This is a genomic window from Limnoraphis robusta BA-68 BA1, from assembly GCF_034932365.1.
Taxonomy (GTDB): domain Bacteria; phylum Cyanobacteriota; class Cyanobacteriia; order Cyanobacteriales; family Microcoleaceae; genus Capilliphycus; species Capilliphycus robustus.
The window spans coordinates 88,802-109,152 of the sequence record NZ_JAYGHR010000069.1 but is presented as its reverse complement, the minus strand read 5'-3'; the positions used below and the strand labels follow the sequence as shown (position 1 = coordinate 109,152).

At 40.0% G+C, this 20,351-nt stretch carries 15 protein-coding genes; 7 read left to right on the top strand and 8 right to left on the bottom strand.

Annotated features, from left to right (window positions below; all coding sequences use genetic code 11):
* Nucleotides 1-68: 68 nt before the first annotated feature.
* A complete protein-coding gene (locus tag VB836_RS19265; RefSeq protein WP_323221673.1) occupies nt 69-1,397 on the top strand; it encodes a glutamine synthetase family protein in 1,329 nt (442 codons plus the stop codon).
* Between the two features lie 87 nt (nt 1,398-1,484).
* The gene (locus tag VB836_RS19260) at nt 1,485-2,624 is read left to right on the top strand and encodes an amidohydrolase family protein (protein WP_323221671.1); all 1,140 of its coding nucleotides are present in this window, start codon (nt 1,485-1,487) and stop codon (nt 2,622-2,624) included.
* Here the strand turns inward: VB836_RS19260 and VB836_RS19255 are convergent.
* A complete protein-coding gene (locus tag VB836_RS19255; protein WP_323221669.1) occupies nt 2,621-3,403 on the bottom strand; it encodes a hypothetical protein in 783 nt (260 codons plus the stop codon). The genes VB836_RS19260 and VB836_RS19255 overlap by 4 nt on opposite strands.
* Before the next feature lie 373 nt (nt 3,404-3,776).
* Between VB836_RS19255 and VB836_RS19250 the strand changes: the two genes are divergently transcribed.
* Nucleotides 3,777-4,418, top strand: a complete 642-nt coding sequence (locus VB836_RS19250; protein ID WP_323221667.1) for a PAP/fibrillin family protein — start codon at nt 3,777-3,779, stop codon at nt 4,416-4,418.
* Here the strand turns inward: VB836_RS19250 and VB836_RS19245 are convergent.
* On the bottom strand, nt 4,415-5,278 hold the full coding sequence (locus tag VB836_RS19245; RefSeq protein WP_323221665.1) for an alpha/beta fold hydrolase: 864 nt from the start codon (nt 5,276-5,278) through the stop codon (nt 4,415-4,417). The two genes, VB836_RS19250 and VB836_RS19245, sit on opposite strands and share 4 nt — an antisense overlap.
* Nucleotides 5,279-5,352: 74 nt before the next feature.
* On the opposite strand from VB836_RS19245, the gene VB836_RS19240 reads away from it, so the two are divergent.
* Nucleotides 5,353-6,804: a RecQ family ATP-dependent DNA helicase gene (locus VB836_RS19240; RefSeq protein WP_323221663.1), complete on the top strand. Its 1,452-nt coding sequence runs from the start codon at nt 5,353-5,355 to the stop codon at nt 6,802-6,804.
* On the opposite strand, the gene VB836_RS19235 is transcribed toward VB836_RS19240, so the two are convergent.
* Both VB836_RS19235 and VB836_RS19230 read right to left on the bottom strand, forming a co-directional pair.
* A complete protein-coding gene (locus tag VB836_RS19235; RefSeq protein ID WP_323221661.1) occupies nt 6,795-7,130 on the bottom strand; it encodes a hypothetical protein in 336 nt (111 codons plus the stop codon). The genes VB836_RS19240 and VB836_RS19235 overlap by 10 nt on opposite strands.
* A gap of 325 nt (nt 7,131-7,455) precedes the next feature.
* Entirely contained in the window at nt 7,456-7,761 is a 306-nt protein-coding gene (locus tag VB836_RS19230; protein WP_323221659.1) for a CRISPR-associated protein Csx3, read from the bottom strand.
* Between the two features lie 151 nt (nt 7,762-7,912).
* Between VB836_RS19230 and VB836_RS19225 the strand changes: the two genes are divergently transcribed.
* On the top strand, nt 7,913-9,265 hold the full coding sequence (locus VB836_RS19225; RefSeq protein ID WP_323221657.1) for a TIGR03985 family CRISPR-associated protein: 1,353 nt from the start codon (nt 7,913-7,915) through the stop codon (nt 9,263-9,265).
* Nucleotides 9,265-9,831, top strand: coding sequence for an HD domain-containing protein (locus VB836_RS19220; RefSeq protein ID WP_046278802.1), 567 nt, complete (start codon nt 9,265-9,267; stop codon nt 9,829-9,831). The genes VB836_RS19225 and VB836_RS19220 overlap by 1 nt, the downstream gene beginning before the upstream one ends.
* Before the next feature lie 72 nt (nt 9,832-9,903).
* Here VB836_RS19220 and amt read toward each other — a convergent pair whose 3' ends face one another.
* The 4 genes from amt to VB836_RS19200 all read right to left on the bottom strand — a co-directional run bounded on the left by amt (nt 9,904) and on the right by VB836_RS19200 (nt 19,413).
* Nucleotides 9,904-12,549 (bottom strand): ammonium transporter, encoded by a 2,646-nt coding sequence (amt, locus tag VB836_RS19215; RefSeq protein WP_323221652.1) that lies wholly within the window; start codon nt 12,547-12,549, stop codon nt 9,904-9,906.
* Between the two features lie 222 nt (nt 12,550-12,771).
* The gene (locus VB836_RS19210; RefSeq protein WP_323221650.1) at nt 12,772-14,808 is read right to left on the bottom strand and encodes a sensor histidine kinase; all 2,037 of its coding nucleotides are present in this window, start codon (nt 14,806-14,808) and stop codon (nt 12,772-12,774) included.
* 41 nt (nt 14,809-14,849) lie between these two features.
* Entirely contained in the window at nt 14,850-16,178 is a 1,329-nt protein-coding gene (locus tag VB836_RS19205; RefSeq protein ID WP_323221648.1) for a hybrid sensor histidine kinase/response regulator, read from the bottom strand.
* A gap of 325 nt (nt 16,179-16,503) precedes the next feature.
* Complete coding sequence (locus VB836_RS19200; RefSeq protein ID WP_323221646.1) at nt 16,504-19,413, bottom strand: ATP-binding protein; 2,910 nt, start codon at nt 19,411-19,413, stop codon at nt 16,504-16,506.
* Between the two features lie 760 nt (nt 19,414-20,173).
* Between VB836_RS19200 and VB836_RS19195 the strand changes: the two genes are divergently transcribed.
* Entirely contained in the window at nt 20,174-20,314 is a 141-nt protein-coding gene (locus VB836_RS19195) for a hypothetical protein (RefSeq protein WP_160315460.1), read from the top strand.
* Nucleotides 20,315-20,351 lie beyond the last annotated feature (37 nt).

Here is a 20,351-nt window from a genome sequence, read left to right as displayed (position 1 = left end):
TCATTTGAAGAGCGTCTGCTAGACTCCTGCGGCACTTGTTGAAATCCTAACCTACTACCAGAAAACAGATGCAAGATCGCGTCCTTTCGTCTCTTGACCAAGCTGCGGTACGATTTATTCGGATTCTTTGGTGCGATAATGCTAACATTATACGGGCTAAAGCGGTTCACCGCAATCGACTCCGGGACTATTCTACTCACGGTGTCGGCATTTCCGCAGGCCAACAAGCCATTCCGGTGATGTTTGATGCGCCAGTTCCCGGAGTTGGACTCGGGCCTGTTGGAGAAATTCGCCTCGTACCGGATTGGAATACTTTAACGATTATACCCTATGCCATTGGTCACGCTCGGGTGATGGGAGATATGATCAAAGATGGACAACCTTGGTCATTTTGTCCCCGTGATTGTCTCAAACGAGCGATCGCTACCGCTAAAGATCAAGGATTAGAAATTAAAGCCGCATTTGAGAATGAATTTTATTTACTCAAATCCTTGTCGGGTGAAATTGTTCCGGCGGATGATACCGTTTTTGCGACCACTTTATCAATGGATTTACAACAACGAACCATTGATGAAATTTCCGAATCTTTAATCGCTCAAGGGATTTCTGTAGAACAATATTATCCCGAATCTGGCCCCGGACAACAAGAAATTTCAATTTTATATACTGATGCTGCTATTGCTGCGGATCAACAGATTATCTTTCGAGAAACGGTTAAAGCGATCGCCCGACAAAATAACCTCAAAGCTTCTTTTTTACCTAAAATTTTTCCTAACCAAGCTGGAAGCGGCGCTCATCTGCATCTGAGTTTGTGGGAAGGAGAAAATAATTTATTACCCGATGAAACAGGAAAACTTTCTCCTCTAGCGGGTTATTTTGTCGCCGGATTATTGCAACATTTAGACGCCTTAATGGCGTTAACCACTCCGAGTCCGAATTCCTACCGTCGTATCCAACCTCATACTTGGAGTGGTGCTTTTTGTTGTTGGGGATATGATAACCGAGAAGCGGCGATTCGAGTTCCAACAAATCCTGAACCTCCCAGTCCAACTCATCTCGAATTAAAAACAGTTGACGCGACTGCAAATCCTTATATTGCTTTAGCGGGTATCATTGCTGCGGGTTTAGATGGAGTGCGTCGCCGTTTGGAATTACCATTACCTGTGACGGTTGATCCCTGTACTCTAACTGAATCTGAACGAAATGAGCGGGGAATTTATCGTTTACCGACTAATTTAGGTGAATCTATCCAAAAATTGCAGCAAGATCAAGTGTTAATTGAGGCTTTGGGGTCAGATTTAGCCAAGGCTTATCTAGCGGTTCGTCAAGCTGAGTGGAATGCGATGAAAGATTGGCAACTCGAACAGGAAGTTAAACTCTTAGTTGATCGCTATTAACTGACATTTTGCTTCACAAGGATTATCTTGGTGTAGGGGTGTTCTGACAAAACCTCCTCACCCTAAACTTTGACCTTTTATTGAACTATGATTAACCTTTGGGATATTCCCGCTATTGACCATCACTCACACAACTTGTTAACGGTAGAAGCGGCTGAAGAATTGCCTTATGTGGCGGCTTTTACAGAGGGATATGACCCGGATATTCTCAATCATCATGCGCGTCATAGTTTGTTTTATCGACGCAGTATTCGTGATATTGCTCAACTGTTAGACTGTGAACCGACGGAAGCCGCTATTTTAACGTGTCGTCAGAATTTGGGCTTAGAAAAACTGACTCAGCATTGTTTACAAGCTGCCAATTTAGAAGCGATATTTCTCGATGATGGATTCTTACCCGAGCAAGTTTTACCCTGGACATGGCATCAACAGTTCATTCCGGCTCAAAGAATTTTAAGGCTGGAAGATTTAGCAGAAAAGTTGCTCAGTCAAACTTCTAAATTTGAAACCTTTTTAGAACTTTTCTTAAAAGCGATTGATCCGCCTCCGCCGGAAGTGATTGCGTTTAAAAGTATTGCCGCTTATCGGACAGGTTTAGATATTCAAATCACGCCGATTGATTTTGCTCGTTCTCGTTTTATTTTACTCAAAAAAGCCTCGAATGAATCATCGATTCGTTTGACAGATAAACCGTTAATTGATTTTTTGATTACTCAAGCGTTAGAAGTTGCAGCAAAATATCAACTTCCTGTTCAATTTCATACGGGATTTGGTGATCCTGATTTAGATTTATTTGTGGGAAATCCTGTGCTTTTACGTCCGATTTTGGAAGAAAAACGTTGGCGTGATGCTCCGATTGTTTTGCTTCATGCTTCTTATCCTTACATCCGAGAAGCGGGATATCTTGCTTCAGTTTATCCGCAAGTTTATCTCGATTTTGGTTTAGCTGTTCCGTTTTTGAGCGTGATGGGAATGCGTTCAACATTAAGACAATTACTTGAACTTTCTCCCACCACAAAGTTAATGTATTCTTCGGATGCTCATCATATTCCTGAACTCTATTATTTGGGGGCAAAATGGGGACGAGAAATCTTAAAGCAAGTGCTAGAAGAAACTATTCAAGATGGAGATTTAACCGTTAATGAAGCCGAAAATATTGCGCGAGAAATGTTATCGGAAAATGCCAGAGGATTGTATTTGAACTTTCAAGCGCAAAAGTTAGATTAGGTGTTATTCTCGTTCAAAATTGGATAAAGTTGTTCTAGTTTTTCCGGGGTTGCATCTTTGAGCGGAATCACTTGTGTTGTTGCCAAAGGTAGGGTATAATCGTGATACTGCACAAAACACAAATTATCTAAACTCAGGGAAAGTTCCAGAGGCGATCGCCTTCTCAAGCGTTCCTGTATGTTCTGCTCAACTTCCTGTATTTTTTCGGCGGAAATAATTGAGTTTAAAACCCCAATTCTCAGATAACAATCATTATCAACGGCATCGGGATTTCCGTGATATTTATGAAGCAAATTAAAATTCTCAGCAGAGCGACGTAGGTGATCAATCTCCATGATAATTTTTCCCGCTTGCATTGGCCATCCCATGAAAACGGCAATCTCATTTTGAAAGCAAAAAGAGCGTTCATAGGGATGTTTGTTGCGACTGTTAAACCCATAGTCTACTGAGAGTTCATAGCCCCCAAACTGAATTTTCATCGTAAATTGAGAAGAATTATGGATTGAGTTAATTAAACCCGAAAAATCAACAATTCTATATTCTTCCCGCCTCTCCAAAAACCACTTACTCAAAATTCCCCGTTCAGTTTTTACACCTTCACAACCCAAAAGCGTGGCGTGAATAGACTCTAACGCATAACGTTCAAAAACCCCAGGAAGTAAATCAGACAGATGTTGCTGTAACTCTTGAATTAAAAGTGTAAATTCTGGAGATTTTTTGCCATAAAAAGCAACTAAACTCACATTCGGAAAATTTGGAATTAAGCCTTGAGACACCATCGAACCCCCAATCTATATCCTATAATATATTCTACTGAACTACTGATATTTAGGGTGATCAGTGTACAATAGAGGCAAGACTGAAACTGAAACTGAATCTAATTTGCTAAATTTTATCAAAATTGTGAACATAGCCATTTCCACAACCTGCTAATTACATCTTTTATTTTAAGGTCAATTATATACTACAATACATTAGTTAACCATTGTGTAAAAGCTTCAAGAGAGGCTAAAATTACCCTTCTTGTTGCTTCGTTTGTTTATAATTTGTGTTCGGTGGTCTTGTTCTAGTGACCTAAGAGCGCTAAACTGGGTTAATGTCTAGGTCTTGAGTCTTCAGTTCAACTCTCAATTTATCGGAGTGGCAACTCAGATGTTATTCGTACAAGGGGAACTCAAACAGCAGTTTTTAGTGACTCTCCAATCTGTTCTATCTGAATATGGAGGAACTTCGGGTGCGCCCGTCACTAATCTAAAACTTCCCGCTAAAGTTGTCCAAGAAATTGAGGCGATGGTTATTCAATTAGAAGCGATTAACCCCAATTATCGCCCCTTATTATTTAACCCCAAACTCCTCGATGGGGCGTGGCTATTGCTTTACTCAACCGCCCGAGAAATTCGCAATCTGGCTTCACTTCCTCTCGGCTTAAAAGTTGGAAAAATCTATCAGGTGATTGATGTAGATTCTCAGTCATTTTTTAATCAAGCGTTTGTTCGACATCCTTTAGGATTCATCTCGGGAGAAGTCAAAGTTACCGCGCGGTTTGAAGCCGTTGTTGATGACAGAAATCTACCCGATAAACGCCTGAATGTTTACTTTCAAAAACGTTACATCGCGATTGATAATATCTTGGGTGTCAAAACGCCAAATCTCAATCCCGCCCGTGTTGTACCTGCCCGCAATCCTGTTGGACGAATTCCGAGTTTAGATATTACTTATTTAGACGAAACGTTACGCATTGGGAGAGGAGGAGAGGGAAGTCTGTTTGTTTTGCAGAGAAGTCAAAAAATTTAGCAGGTGATGGTGACAGTCTTTAAAAATTCAGCAACGGTTTGATTAAAAAAGTCAGGTTGAACTAAAAACGGCCAATGATTTCCAGGCACTTGCTGAATTTTTAGATGGGTGAGATATTTTTGATAGGGTTTAAGTTGCCATTCCATTCTATTAACCCCTTTTTCGGGTTGAATTAATAATGTTGGAATGTTGATTTTTTCAGTTAATCCAGCGACTTTCATCACCTCTGAAAAAATATGATTTCGAGCGGGAATGATGAATTTACTTCCCCATTTTCCATCTTGTTTTTGTTCGATGCCTTCTTCAAAAACTTGCTGTTGTAGCGGACTCCAAGCTGTATATTGACTGAGTTGACGGGCTAATTCTTCTGCTTCTTCATAACTCGAAAACGGCCCCATTCCTTTCAAACAGTCTAATTTTCGATAGACAATGGGTAAGGTGAGTTTGAAAATACTGGGCATTTTTGTAATAAAAATCGGATCGACTAATATCATGCTGTGAAAATATTCAGGATGTTGTTTAGCCCAAATCGGTAGTAGTTTACCCGTCCAAGAGTGACCTAAAAAATGAGCATTTGACCAGTTTAAATGCTGCATTAAGGCTTCTAAGTCGGTAATGACTTCAGAAAAGCGATAACCGTTTTGGGGTTTGCTACTATTGCCATGACCTCGCATATCGGGCGCAATAATATGATAGTGATCTGCTAAAAAGTTGCCCAAATCTTTCCAGACTAAAGCATGATCTGCTAAACCATGCAAAAGCAACAAGGGTTGAGAATTTTCAGCGTTTTTGGGTGAATTCCATTCTAAATAAGAAATCTTGATTTCAGCCAATTGCAGGGTTTTACGGGTGGGATTCATCTAAAATAAATGACAGAATTTTGATCTTTGTTAGAATGTTATTATAAAAAAGCCAGGGAAGACTGTCAACTTCAATGAATACAAAAGATTCTCAACCTCTCTCTTGGGAGCGAGTCAAAGCGGAATTTCAACGGATTTGGGGATATGAAGATTTTCGACCCCCCCAAGGTGAAATTATTCGCAGTCTCCTTTCCCGTCAAGATGCACTGATTGTTATGCCGACTGGGGGCGGAAAATCAATTTGTTTTCAACTCCCTGCTTTGTTACAAACTGGGTTAACGTTGGTGATTTCGCCGTTAGTTGCATTGATGGAAAATCAAGTGCAGGAACTCCGAGAAAAAAACCTTCCTGCGGCATTATTACATAGTCAAATTCCAGCACAACAAAGACAACAAACCTTAAGATTACTCGAACAAAATCGCTTGAGATTGCTTTATGTTTCGCCGGAAACGTTATTCAGTTCATCGGTGTGGAGTTTGATTGCTCATCCTCGAACTTTAGTCAATGGTTTAATCTTAGATGAAGCCCATTGTTTGGTACAATGGGGGGACACCTTTAGACCTGCTTATCGTCGTCTAGGAGCGGTTAGACCCACGCTTTTAAAGCTTAAACAAAACGCTCAAAAGTTTGCGATCGCAGCGTTTACAGCTACGGCTAATTCGGCGGCTAAACAAACGATTCAAACGGTTTTAGACCTCGAAAATCCCAAATCTTTCTTAGTCAACCCCTATCGCCCCAATTTGAACTTAAATATCCAAACCGTTTGGACTCCTAGAGGACGACGAGAACAGCTTTTAAAACTGATTCAAACAAGGCGCAAACAAACAGGTTTGGTGTATGTTCGCACTCGTAAAGATAGCGAAGAATTAGCCAATTGGTTGCAGGAACAAGATTATAAAACGGCAGCTTATCACGCAGGTTTAAGCGGGGAAGAACGCCGACAAATTGAACAAGCTTGGTTAACAGGTTCGCTGAAATTTGTCGTCTGTACTTCTGCTTTTGGGATGGGAATTAATAAACCCAATGTGCGTTGGGTGCTGCATTTTCAAGCCCCATTTTTACTCTCTGAATATTTGCAAGAAGTCGGACGGGCGGGACGGGATGGAAAGCCTGCTTTTGCTTTAACATTAGTCAGTGAACCGACGGGGTGGCTGTATCCTGAAGACAAACAACGCCGTCAATATTTACAAGACAATTGGCGACAACAATATCAACAGGCGAATCAACTTGTTAAAAAATTACCAAAACAAGGAGAAATAGAGGAAATCTCTCGTCAGTTTCGCAACAGTGCAACCGCGCTTTCTGTGTTGCATAGTTCGGGACAGTTAACTTGGAAAGATCCGTTTCATTATATAATAAATTCAACTTCTGTTGCGTTCCCCGATCACAATACCCAAGCCATTAAACAAATGACGCAATATCTAAATACTCGTCAATGTCGTTGGCGGTTTTTGTTGGAGGCTTTTGGTTTTAATAAAGAAGCTGAGTTCATGGGTTGTGGACATTGTGACAATTGTCAGAGATAACTGTAAGCAACATCGTCTTGGGGATATCCCTTGGGAAATACTAGAGGACGTGGCAGGTAATCAGTATATTCATCGATAACTAACTCTAAATAGAAACTTCTGGCTCTCAAAGACTTGAGCGCACCATCAGAAGAAATCGTGTAAATAAATTTCTGAATTCCTGACAAATCACCCGCAACTAAGCAAATGTTTTCTGATTCAAGATTGGGAGCGATCGCACAAGCAACCGCAGCCGTTGATCGCGCCATGTCAATTAACGCAATATCTGACTCACCAAAGCTCAAACATGACCCATATTTTTCGACAAATAAAGTCAGCAGAGACAAGTTATTCCAGTCTTCCGGTTGTAGGTTTTTTAAAGCTGTTTTTATATCTTCTTTATAGTGAGCTAGGTTGGGTTTTTATTCTACTGGATAGGGAATATAAGGGTCAGAATCTTTGATTTCACCGACCGGACAATAATATTCTTTAGTTTGACCTTGTGAAAGTTTGACATATAGCGCTACGCGCTAGGCAATCTTGCAAGAGGCAAAAGGCAAAAGTTAGACTACAAAAGGTTTTCAGCTTTTACATAAGTCCTAACCATAATGCGTAGTGCTATAATCAAAATTGATATGTAATATATAATATTACATATCGTATATTTTGTGTTTAATCAACTACATCTCCCAATTTATAGTTAGGATTATGAGTAATGCAAATAACGTATTTTCCCATCTTGGGGTCAAACACCCCAACCGCACCGAATAAATGACTAACTTTGTGGGCCAACACAAAAGCGACAGGCATACTACAAGGGCCATTTACCCTCAGTAACTCCCCGCCTTTGAGTTCTCCGGTTTTAGACATTTCCTCCAAACGCGCCGCCGCATCCCGCACAATTTGGTCATTTTGAGCCGGATCAGCGAACCCGACTTGTAAAATACCATCAACCATCTCAATGTTGTACGTTGTCATCTGATCTCTCCTGTGACTGTTGTGACTGTTTTTATCTTACTCCCCGTTGGAAGATGGTCTTTCCAAATTCCGAGAAAATCCCAACTCGAAACCGGAAGTTCGGTCTTCCGGTACATGATAAGCTCAAATTACATCAAGTTGGAATTGTTGAATGTTGCAGTTTGAAGCCAGTCCCCAACCCGAACTTTTACAGTGGTTAGCCAGAGGTTCTCTCAAACAAAACTTATTAAGAGCCATTCGTTTGTGGGTGTGGCTGCACAGTTTGTATGGCAACAAACAGCACCGTTTGCTACTCGATGAACCCTTTACCTTTGCCGACTGGCGGAATGCTTTTTTTAGTGCAAATCATCCCCGAGGCGAAACCGCACCCCCCTTACATGATCCTAACTGTGCTTGTGCGAAAACCGTTGCAGAATGGATATTAGATCCTGACTGGAAAGTACAGGAATTCCAATGGCGAAAAACCCTGCAACAACATGATGAAATTTCGAGCAATGAGTTAGATGAATTGTTGCAGCAGCGACTCTTTGGGGTGACTCGCCGTTCCCTGCAAACCGATTTGCATATTTTAGCAGAATTGGGATGGCTAAAACGACAGGATACCAAGTATTATCGAGTGCAAGAATTTCCAACTTTACCTGGGAGTGAAACCTCTAATTTCTATCAACCCCAAGCGCTTCCGGTTCTCAACCCCGACCTAGAATTAATTGCTCAAAATCTCTCTCAACCCCTCAACGGTGTGCATCGATTTTTTATGGAAGTCGTGTATATTGTTTCTCCAGAAAAACAGGAACGAGTTGAAGATTGGCAGGAACAGCTAAAACTCCTTTGGCAAGAGAATCCTGTGCCACCCGTGCGATTAATTTATGACAGTTCGCGGGTCAAAAAAACGGTTCGCTGTATTGTGTATCCGGTGTGTATTTATTATGCCCAACGAGCGGTTTATTTATGTGCTTTTGGACAAACACCAAATGGCAAAGGTCAATGGTACAATTACCGTTTGGATAAAATTATCGAGATTGAGGATTTATCTTGGAATGATTTAGATTTGCCTCATTTTTTGTGGGAATCTTATCAGAAAGGGAATCTACCAACTCCAGATGATATTCAAATGGAAATGGATGGAGTGGCTTGGGGTTTTGATTTTTACTTAGAATGTCGAGTGATGCTGTTGCGGTTCGACCGCCAGTTTAGTGATTATTATATTGAGGGAACATTTCGCCATCAAACCTTTCAACCGATTTCCTATCAAGACGCGGAAAAATTAATTATTGAACAAGCCGGAACGGAGAAGCAACAATTACTCAAAATTCTTCATTCTCGTTCAAAAACCGATGCTTATTATCGAGTAAATTATCGGGAGGGAGATACAAATGTTGAATTGCGTTTGCGGTCTTGGCGGCCGAGAGTTGAAGTTATTTTTCCCTTGAAACTTCGTCAAAAAATCGCTCAAGAAGTCAGACAAGAAGCTCAACTGTATTCTGAAAATTGGAGTCAAGAATGATGAAATCAGCAAAATTAACCGAACGTTTTGAACAGGCTTTGGTTTACGCTCATCGCTTACATATCAATCAAACTCGCAAAGTCGGAAATATTCCTTATATTGCTCATTTATTGAGTGTTACGGCTTTGGTTTTAGAAGCGGGAGGAAATGAAGATGAGGCGATTTCGGCTTTGCTTCACGATAGTATTGAAGATCAGGGCGGTGCAAAAACTCGCGAAGAAATTCGTCAACAGTTTGGGGAGTCTGTTGTCAATATTGTTGATGGATGTACGGAGTCAGAAACGGTTCCCAAACCCCCTTGGAAAGAACGAAAGTTACGCTATTTAGCACAAATTGAAACGGCGAGTTCTTCGGTGCAGTTGGTGTCATTGGCGGATAAGTTACATAATGGACGTTCGCTATTAGTTGAGTGTGATAAATTGGGGGATGAAATTTGGAAAATTTTTCCTGTTGGAAAAGCAGAAACGCTGTGGTTTTATGACTCCTTGCTGCAAATTTATAAAAAGACTCCCTATCTTCAATTGGTGCAGGAGTTTCGCCAAGTTGTTAACAGTTTGCGGTTCTGATCAGCAATGACCGGATCTCCAGTTGGGTATAGAATGACTGCAACCTTTGAAAACTAGAAAGTCAAGTGAATGTTAATTTCTGGGATGGTATTTAGAAGATTCAAGTTTCCGGGCAATGGAGAGAATTAAACGGGGAATTCTAATAATAAATTCAGTGCCTTGATTTAGTTCTGAAGAACACCAAATTTTTCCTTTGTGTTTTTCTACAACAATTTTATAACTAATTGATAACCCTAAACCTGTACCTTTACCAACGGGTTTTGTCGTAAAGAAAGGATCGAAGAGTTTGGATTTTACTTCTTCTGTGATTCCTGGCCCGTTGTCAGCGATGCGAATTTCAACCCATTGAGGATCAACTAATAGCGTTTTAATTCTGATTTGATACTGTTTAGATTTCATGCCTTTTGAAAGTTGCTGAAGATTATATTCTTCGAGGGCATCAATTGCATTACTGATAATATTCATAAACACTTGATTGAGTTGACTCGGGTAACATTCTATCAGGGGAAGTTTTCCAAAGTCTTTGATAACTTCAATTTCCAGATGGTCAGCGTTGGGTTTAAGACGATTTTGTAAAATTAACAGGGTACTTTCTATTCCCTCATGGAGATCAACTGCTTTAATATCGGCTTCATCTAAACGCGAAAAATTTCTCAGGCTACGCACAATATCACGAATTCGTTCAGCACCAACACGCATGGAGTCTAAGAGTTGTAGATAATCAGATTTAAGAAATTCAACATCAATTTCATCCGCATAGTCAGCTATTTCTGGTTTGGGTTGAGGATAATGCTGTTGGTAAAGTTCGAGAAGTTGCAGTATATCTCGAGTATAATCTAAAGCGGGTTGAATATTACCATAAATAAAACTAACAGGGTTATTAATTTCGTGGGCAACACCTGCCACCATCTGCCCCAAACTTGACATTTTTTCGGCTTTAATTAGGTGTGTTTGTGCTTGTTGGAGTTCTGTTAATGCCTCTTCAAGTTGTTGATTTTTTTGCTTGAGTCTGCTTTTTGATTGGCGTAATGCAGCTTCTGCCTCTTTGCGTTTACTAATATCTTGAAAAGTTGCGGTATAAAAAGAAAGCTGACCAGATTTGGCTTGTGTAACCGTTGCTTCGAGAGCAAATTGTGAACCATCTACTCGACATCCAATTAACTCATAATGTCCTGTCTTTAATAATTCTTTTAATAGCATTTCTTGAGCATAAATTTCATCATCCTGCCATTCCCAAAGTTGATGAATTGACATCCCGATCAACTCTTCCATTGAATAGCCAAACATGATCGCGGCTGACGGGTTAGCGGTGGTAATTTCTAAGTTGGAACCGCTAAAAGTAACGATCCCATTCATTGCCGTTTTGACAATAGCTTCGGTGCGGGTTACGGCCTCTTCTAAAGCATCCATCACCGCATTGTAACGTTCAGCAATTAAACCGACTTCGGTAAACGGTTCGACAGGTGCGCGTAAACTTAAATCATAGGTTTGAGCTTGTTTTTCCATGACTTGAAATAAGTCATAGATCTCTGTTTTTGCGCGATGCTCTGAAATATTGAGACCGATTTTTTCTTCGGATAAAGAAACCCGTAGGGGGAAAATCCGATTCACCGAAAATAGCAGCAAATAAGCCATACCAAATCCCCATCCAAACCCCACAAAAATCCCTAATAACTGCACACCGAGTTGGGCGTATCGTTCCAAGCCTGTCCCCAATAATTCGGGCTGACCAAACAACCCCACGGCCAACGTTCCCCAAACTCCGCCTCCGCCATGTACCGCTACCGCTCCGACAGCATCATCAATTCGCCAATGTTCTAGGAGAATATCCGTTAACATCATCACCGCCGCCCCAGTTGCACCGATGATCACAGCGATGGGAGTTGTGACGGCATGACAGGAAGCCGTAATTGCCACCAGTCCGGCGAGAGTCCCGTTAATCAGGGTTTCGACTTCAGGGGCTTTGCGTTTGCCCCAACTGAGTGCGCCCGCCGAAATCATTCCTCCGGCCCCGGCTAGGGTGGTATTGACCATAATATGGGGAACTTGGTGATTGAAAGCGAGGGTGCTACCGCCGTTAAAGCCGAGCCACCCAAACCACAACAGCATGGCGCCCAAAACGGAAAATTGCAGGTTGGAACTGTGAATTTTTTGGGGAGGTTTTGTTTTCGGAAAGCGACCGGAACGAGGCCCCATGACGAGTAAGGCGGCTAAGGAGACCCAGGCGCCGATGCTATGAACGACGGTTGAACCTGCAAAATCCACAAAGCCGAGATAGCCTAAACGACCTGCCAAGATGCCGTCCTGCGCTCCATTCCAGACTAAATGACCAAAAATCGGGTAAATTAAACCGGAAACGAGGATGACGAGGATGAGGTATGCACTGAATTTCATGCGTTCGGCGACGGCTCCAGAAACAATGGTTACGGAGGTACCGCAGAACATGACTTGAAAAAGGAAAAAAGCGGCGAGGTTTGCTGTGTTTAGGTTGACCCAAAAATGGCTCGTTCCAAACCAACCTAGATGAGAGGAACCAAACATTAATCCGTAACCGATGCCCCAAAATAAAATAGCAGAAACCGCAAAATCTGCGAAGTTTTTTGCAGCAACGTTAATACTGTTTTTAGAACGGGTGAGGCCGCATTCTAAACACATAAATCCAGCTTGCATCAGGAAGACTAAGCAGGAACATAGCAGTAACCAGAGTGTATCAATCATTACTAAGTGTTTGAAGTCATGGGGGTTTCCGTCCTGGATGCTCGTTAGGGGTTTTCTAGCAAAGGCTACAATGATCCGTAGTGTTTCGGATTTGTATAGATTCGCTGTCCTAAGCTTGGCATGAGGAATTATTCTCCGTCAAGTCTCATTTTTTTTAAAAAAAACTACACATTTATTATTCTTTAGTTGAGTGAACGTTGACGGAGAACAGGGGATTGATTTTTAAAGAGACTGAACTGGAATTTCAATGATAAATTCTGTTCCTTTTCCGGGCTGAGAATGACATTCTAGTTTTCCGCTATGTTTTTTCACAATAATTTGATAACTGATCGCCAGTCCGAGTCCGGTGCCTTTACCAACGGGTTTGGTGGTGAAAAATGGATCAAAAATTTTAGTCTGAATCGCCTCACTGATGCCGGAGCCGTTATCGCTAATGTGAATGGCAACCCAATTATTTTTTTTAACTTTTGTGATAATTTTAATCAGGTAAGGGGAGTGAGTTTGAGTTAGTAGATTACCATCAGGATGATCGGATAAAGCATCAATTGCATTGTTCAGAATGTTCATAAAAACTTGGTTTATCTGACTCGGATAGCAATAGACTAAGGGTAAGTTTTCATAGGTTTTAATCAGTTGAATTTCAGGATGTTCAGATGTCTTTTTCAAGCGGTTTTTGAGGAGCATTAATGTACTGTCAATTCCGCTATGAATATCTACAAGTTTTAGTTCGGATTCGTCGAGGCGCGAAAAAGTTCGTAGTGACTGTACAATTTCTCGAATTCGATTGCTTCCAACTTGCATGGAGTTTAATAATTTATTTAAATCTTTTTTAATAAAATCAAGTTCAATATCTTCGATTTTTTGAAGGATTTCTATAGAAGTTTTTGATTCATCCTTTTTATAGAGTTCGATTAATTCCAGCAAGTCTTCTGTGTATTGTCTCAGATAAACTAAATTGCCATGAATAAAGTTTACGGGATTATTAATTTCATGGGCGACTCCTGCAACCATTTGACCTAAACTCGACATTTTTTCAGTTTGGATGAGTTGAGTTTGTGCCTGTTGTAATTTTTGTAGAGATTGTTCTAAAGCTATTGCTTTTTCACGTTCTCTTGCTTCTGATGCTTGCAGTTGCTCATTCATCTGAGTGAGGAGAGAAAAAGACTCTTTTAATGCTTTTGCCATTCGGTTAAAAGTTTCAGCTAAAATGCCTAATTCATCTCGACTTCTCACCTTGACTTGTTGATGCCATTTTCCCTGACTCACTTGAGATGCAGCTTGGGTTAAATCACTAATCGGTTGAATGAGACGATGAGCCAGTAATGCCGTTAAAATTCCCATTCCCACAGTCACAACAATCGCAATGGTAATCGCAAGTTGCCAAAAAGATCGAACTTTAGAAAATACTTCTGTTTGCTGCTGAAGTACAATTGCTCCCCATTGGTTTTTCAGTCTTATGTTGTAAGATAGCCACTGAATTCCCTGATCATCTGTGAAATAAAAAAAACCTTGATGATTGTTTAAAAGCTGTTTTACGGGAGGATAGCTACTCAGATCAGTCAGCTTTTCTCCTGATACCAATTTTGCATTAGGATGAGCCAATAATTGCCCCTTTTGATCGACTAAAATTGCAAATCCGGTTTCTCCGACTCTTGTTGCACCGACGGCTTCAGTCAGTTCATTCAGGAGGATACCCAGACGGATAACACCGATTATTTTTCCCGGAGGGGAAGCGTTTTCAGAAAAAGTAGGGGAATTTTGTTCTCTAATTGGTGCGGAAAAAATGACTGCCGGTTCTCCAGTTCGACGGGAAATAATACTTTCTCTAATAATTTGGTTTCCAGCAATAACCCCGTGAAACCATTGGCGATCGCTGTAGTTAATCGATGGAATTTTTTCATTTTCACTAAGAGCAATAAAGTTTCCCTCTAAGTTCGCAATTCCAGCGCTCCACAGGTAATCTTTATAACTATTGTGTATGACCATTAAGAGCGATCTGAGTTGCTGGGTGTTCGGTTGGATTAAACTAATATTTTGACTGAGATTTTGTAAGGCTAAGATGTTCATTTTATCCCATTGATAAACCCGTGTTGCTAGAGATTTGGCTTGGGAAGCTAAATCTTCTTCTGCTTGTTTACGAAGGATTTCAGAGGCTCGATAGCTGGTGAGTCCAATAGCGGTTAGCATCGCCGGAATCACGACTAGCAAAACGAACAGTGGAATTTTAAATTTTAGGCTATTCAACCAATATCTAGTCATTAAAGCCCCCATTTAACAATGATTTACTGTTTAAATTTAGCTTAATCTTGAGTTGAATCAATAGGAATTTTAATGATAAATTCAGTCCCCTTTCTGGGTTGAGAATGGCATTCTATTGTACCGCCATGTTTTTCCACAACAATTTGATAACTGATGGATAATCCCAGTCCGGTGCCTTTTCCAACGGGTTTGGTCGTGAAAAAAGGATCAAATAACTGTGAACAAACCTCCTCTGACATTCCCACGCCATTATCAGTAATACGAATCAATACTTGGGTTTGATCCGGTGTTAATTCGGTGGAGATGGTAATTAGATTAGGATGAGCCATAATTTCTTTGTAGGTTTTGCCCTGATTGGATTCTTCTACCGCATCGATAGCATTAGCAATGAGATTCATAAAAACTTGATTCAGTTGTCCTGGAAAACCTTCAATTTGTGGAAGGATTCCATATTGTTTTTTAATCTTAATTTCGGGATGATCAGCATTGGGCTGGAGTCGGTGTTTTAAGATTAATAAGGTGCTGTCAATACCATCGTGAATATTAAATAAAACCTTTGTTGGTCCATCAATTCGGGAAACAATGCGGATGGAAGTGCTAATCTCTCGAATTAAGATGGCTCCCTGTTTAATAGATGCGATCATTTCAGGTAAATCAGCCATCAAAAAATTAATGTCGATTTCTTCAGCATGATATTCAATTTCGGGGACAGGATTTGGATAAAATTTTTGGTACAGTTCTAGGTGAGTGAGTAAATCTTGGAGAAATTCATCAACCTGATTGACATTACCGATGACGAAGCCGAGAGGGTTATTGATTTCATGGGTAATTCCGGCGAGCATTTGACCCATTGAGGACAGCTTATCGGCTTGAATTAATTTAACTTGTACTTGTTGAAGTTGATCATCTTTTTCAAGAATTAGGTGTTTGAGTTTTTGATTGAGTTGATCCAGTAAAAGGTTTTTCTCTAGGAGAGATTGAGTTAAATTTTTGATTTGAATATGAACTCCAATTCTAGCTAGAACTTCTTCCTGTTGAAAGGGTTTTGTCAAATAGTCAACAGCCCCCATCTTCAATCCCTTAATTTTACTAGAGATATCCGAGAGAGCTGTCATAAAAATAATTGGAATCCTTTCAGTTGAAGGATGATCTTTGAGTTGCTGACAGGTTTTAAATCCATCCATTCGCGGCATTTGAATGTCTAATAAAATTAGATCAGGAGGATCATCAAGAGCTTGTTGAAAAGCTGTTTCACCATTCAGGGCGACTGCCACTTCATATCCGGCTTCTATTAAGCTTTCTGACAACACTTTAAGATGAATCGGGCTATCATCTACAATTAAAATAAGATTCGTATTGCGAGTATTCATGGAAATTTCCCTCTTTTCTGCGGTATTATAGAGGCTTGAGATTGAAATGACTTTTGGGTTGATTGGATAACGAGTCGGCTTGAATGAGAGTATAAATTTTTATGACAGAGGAAGCATCAGTCAAACTGAGATGTTCGGAAGCAGAAGAGGGTATCAACTTTAGACAATCCCTAGCGAACACCTGTCCTGCAAGCTTGATATTGGGTTTCATAGATAGACCTGATTGTTTTGAATGAAATTCATAAATCTCTGTTTAACTTTAATTTAATTAAAAAGTTCAGAAAAATGCGTGATAGAAATCACATCAATAATCAGAGGAAAATGATCAGAGCAGGGTTTGAATGGGAATGATGATTCTAAATTGTGTGCCTTTTCCTAAGATTGAATCACATTCAATTTGTCCTTTGTGTTTTTCAATCACAATCTGGTAACTAATCGAAAGCCCTAATCCGGTTCCTTTCCCAATGGGTTTAGTTGTAAAGAAAGGATCGAACAAACGAGAGCGAACTTCTTCACTCATTCCCGAGCCGTTATCTGCGATCAAAATCTGCACCCAATTGTCAGCAATTCGTTCGGTTTTAATGCGAATACAGCCGGGATTACACGGGTTTTCTGGGAGAGATTTAGAATAATGAACGTCTTCTATTGCATCAATTGCATTACTGAGAATATTCATAAACACTTGATTGAGTTGTCCAGAATAACAATTGATCCGAGGAAGTTGACCATATTCTTTAATGACCTCAATACCGGGATATCCGGGTTTAGCTTTGAGGCGATTATGTAAAATCATTAAAGTGCTATCAATTCCTTCATGTAGATTAACTTCTTTAATTTCGGCTTCATCTAAACGGGAGAAGATTCGCAGTGATTTGACAATCTCTCGGATTCGCTCGGTTCCAACTTGCATAGACTGGAGGAGTTTTTTAATATCTTCTTGAATAAAATCTAGTTCTATGGTTTCAATTTCTGCTTCAATTTCAGGAGGCGGATCAGGATAATACTTTTGATAGAGTTGAACTAAATTGAGCAGGTCTTCAATATAATTTTCCGCATGGAGAAGATTTCCATGAATAAAGTTAACCGGATTATTAATTTCATGGGCAATTCCGGCCACCATTTGACCTAAGCTCGACATTTTTTCACTCTGAATCATCCGAGTTTGGGTGCGTTGAAGTTCTTTAAAAGCTTGCTGAAGCTGTTGTTTTTGTTCTCTTAATTGAGCTTCTGATTGTCGTAGGGCTGTCTCGGCTTGTTTGCGTTCTGTAATATCGGTAGCAATTCCAGTCACTCGATCTATTTCTCCTTGGTCATTGGCGATAGGAAAACCCCGATCATAAATCCAGCGAATTTCACCATTCGGTTTAACAATTCGATATTCTTCTTCATATTCAGCAGAAGCGATTTGAGTCAAAGCAAAAATAATTCGTTCGCGATCTTCTGGATGAATGGACTCAATAAAACATTGCGGTTGCTGATAAATTTGGCGACAAGAACGCCCCCAAACTCTTTCATAAGCCGGAGAAACATAGTATATCTTTTCTCCATGAGCATCGCTAATCCAAAATACACTATCAATACTTTCGGCAAGCTGACGAAACATCCTTTCACTTTCTTTTAATGCGAGTTCAGCTTGTTGGTGATTTCTCGCCTCAATCGCTAAAGAAATAATATTGGCAATTGAACGCACAAAAATTTCATCTTCGGGTGTCCAGTTTTGGATGGTTTCGCACTGCTCAATACAAAGAATACCGACTATTTCTCCACTAATCCAAATCGCCGTATCGAGCAGGGAAACAATCCCTAAAGGATTGAAATAATCCTCTAAAAATTCCTCAGTTCTGGGATCAGTACGAGCATCAGGAGCTGCCAGAATATCTTGGGAGCTAATGGCTTGAAAATAAGCAGGATAATCCCTGACTCTAATTTTGACTTCTGCACTATGTTGATCGATTTTTTTATGGTACAAATTTAGACATTGTAAATAAGTTTTTGAGTCATCATATAACCAAATACTCACCCGTTCAACACCTAACATCTTTGCTGTCGCTTCAGTAATCGCTCGAAACGCTGTTAGCAAATCTCCTTTATTAACCGCTCGATGTTGAGCTAGTTCCATTAAAACGGTATTGTGATTTCGGAGTTGTTCGGCTCGTTTTTGCAGTTTCGTTTCAGCTTGTTTGCGATCGCGAATTTCCAATAGAAGTTGTTCTTGAGTGTAATTTAACTCCCGCAAAGTGAGATTTTTTTCTTGAAGTTGTTTTTCCAATTCATCGGCTTTAATAATCGCTCTACCCGCCAACGGACGCAAGAGTAATATCATCCCACTCGCACCCGTAAGACTCAAAATAATCGTCACAATTCCAATTGTAATAAGCTGACGATTTACGGGAGCATACAATTCATTCCGCTCGATTTTGATTGCTAACCACCAATTGATTTTAGATAGGGGTTCAAAGGCAATCACTTGAGAGTGAATCCAGGACTTAGCTGGAACTACAGTTAGTCTAGATTCTTGAGACATTCGGTTTTTTTCAAGAGCCTTTATCAGAGGTTCATAAAGCGTTTTGGGTTGATTGATTGATGGGAAAAATAACTTTATCTGTTCATCCTGAAAAGCTCCCAAAAAGATTTCTCCCGTTTGACTTAAGCCTGTATAATCTGCTATAATTTCTTCTAAGCGATCCATTTTAAATAGCACTAAGTCTGTACCAATTTGTTGTTTTTTAGAGTTAAGAATGGGTGTAGTCACAATCAGATAGGAGTGATCGTTGAGGCGAATCGGATGACTAATTTGATTATTTTTAGAGTCTTGAAAGGACAATTTCTGAAGTGGATTGGGGATAGATAAACCAACTTTAGCTATCAATTGATTATTTTGATCGAGGCGAGTAATTCCAGCTAAATCTTCAGTTTCCTTGAGAGCATCGGTGAGAATACGGGTAAGGTTAGCAGCAGCAGAATTGCCAGCATTTGGATTGAGGTTATAGCTTTCTAATTCTCTTTTTGCTTGGGTGCGGCTAGCAATTTGTGCAGTGATATCTTTGGCTCTAGATAGAAATTCCTCAACGGCTAATGTTCGAGTTCGTAAAGCGGACTGTAAGTTACGTTCTTCGCCTTTTTTCAGTTGTTGATAGAGTGGAAAAATACTTAAAATTGCCACCAGTATACTAATGGCAAATATTCCCACAGCAGAATAAAAGATCAACAATCGTTGTAATTGTTTAGAATTCATGGGTGATCTTTGTTGAGAAATTAGGCAGGTTTAATGAGTTTGGGGCGTAGTTGACGACGGCTGAATGAAAAAGTGATCAAAGTTCTCAAGATGAAAGAACAGATGTCCCATATCAATACCCTCTTTTAGTTGTATTTACTATACCTAAGTTACTCCATATGACAGAGGAGTTGATAGGACTAGAGTTGAATTGTAGCTTTTTAATCAAATTTTCAGTTAGGGCTTGTGAGAAGCAAATTTACAAAACTTTGTTGCGTTTGATTAAGATGCCCGTTTGTTTGATTAAATCTGTTTTGGCCAATCCTAGCCTCTGTCAGCCGTTTTTTAGCTTAAATCCCTCCAGGAGTCCCCAGCAGGTCGAACTCAAATTTACTAAACTTTTACATAGATATTACATAAACCCCTTTTTTTCCGGTTGACTACTCAGATAGAATGAAGGGGTGAAACAAACAAAAGCATTCATCTGATAAGTTACCTGAGAGGCTAACGAGCAAATTGCTGAATCGTAATTGGCTTGATGACTTTGACTAGAGGTTTTAATGCGCTAGTCTCAAATCAAAGCAACAAAAGTTCATTAATCAGACTTTTATGTTCTCAAGGTAAAGGAATCAGATTGAAGTTCTAATTCATCTCTAAAACGGGAACTTAAATTCACACTCATCCCTCGCCTAAGTCAACACTTTATATCCCTATTTCAACCTTGAACACCCCAACCCGTAGCAGAGAAATTTATACCACTTGAGAGAAACAAGGAATAATTATGCGCTTACCCATTGAGAAAGTTTCAAATCCAATCATCACTTCATCCAACTTCAAAGAGGATAACTATAATATCCCTCCTTTGTGGATACAACAGGCGGGATTAGAGTGGTTTTATCAAATGGTTCGTAACTTACTTTAAAATTGAGGATTTTGATCTGCTTTTCTAAATAGGTTGG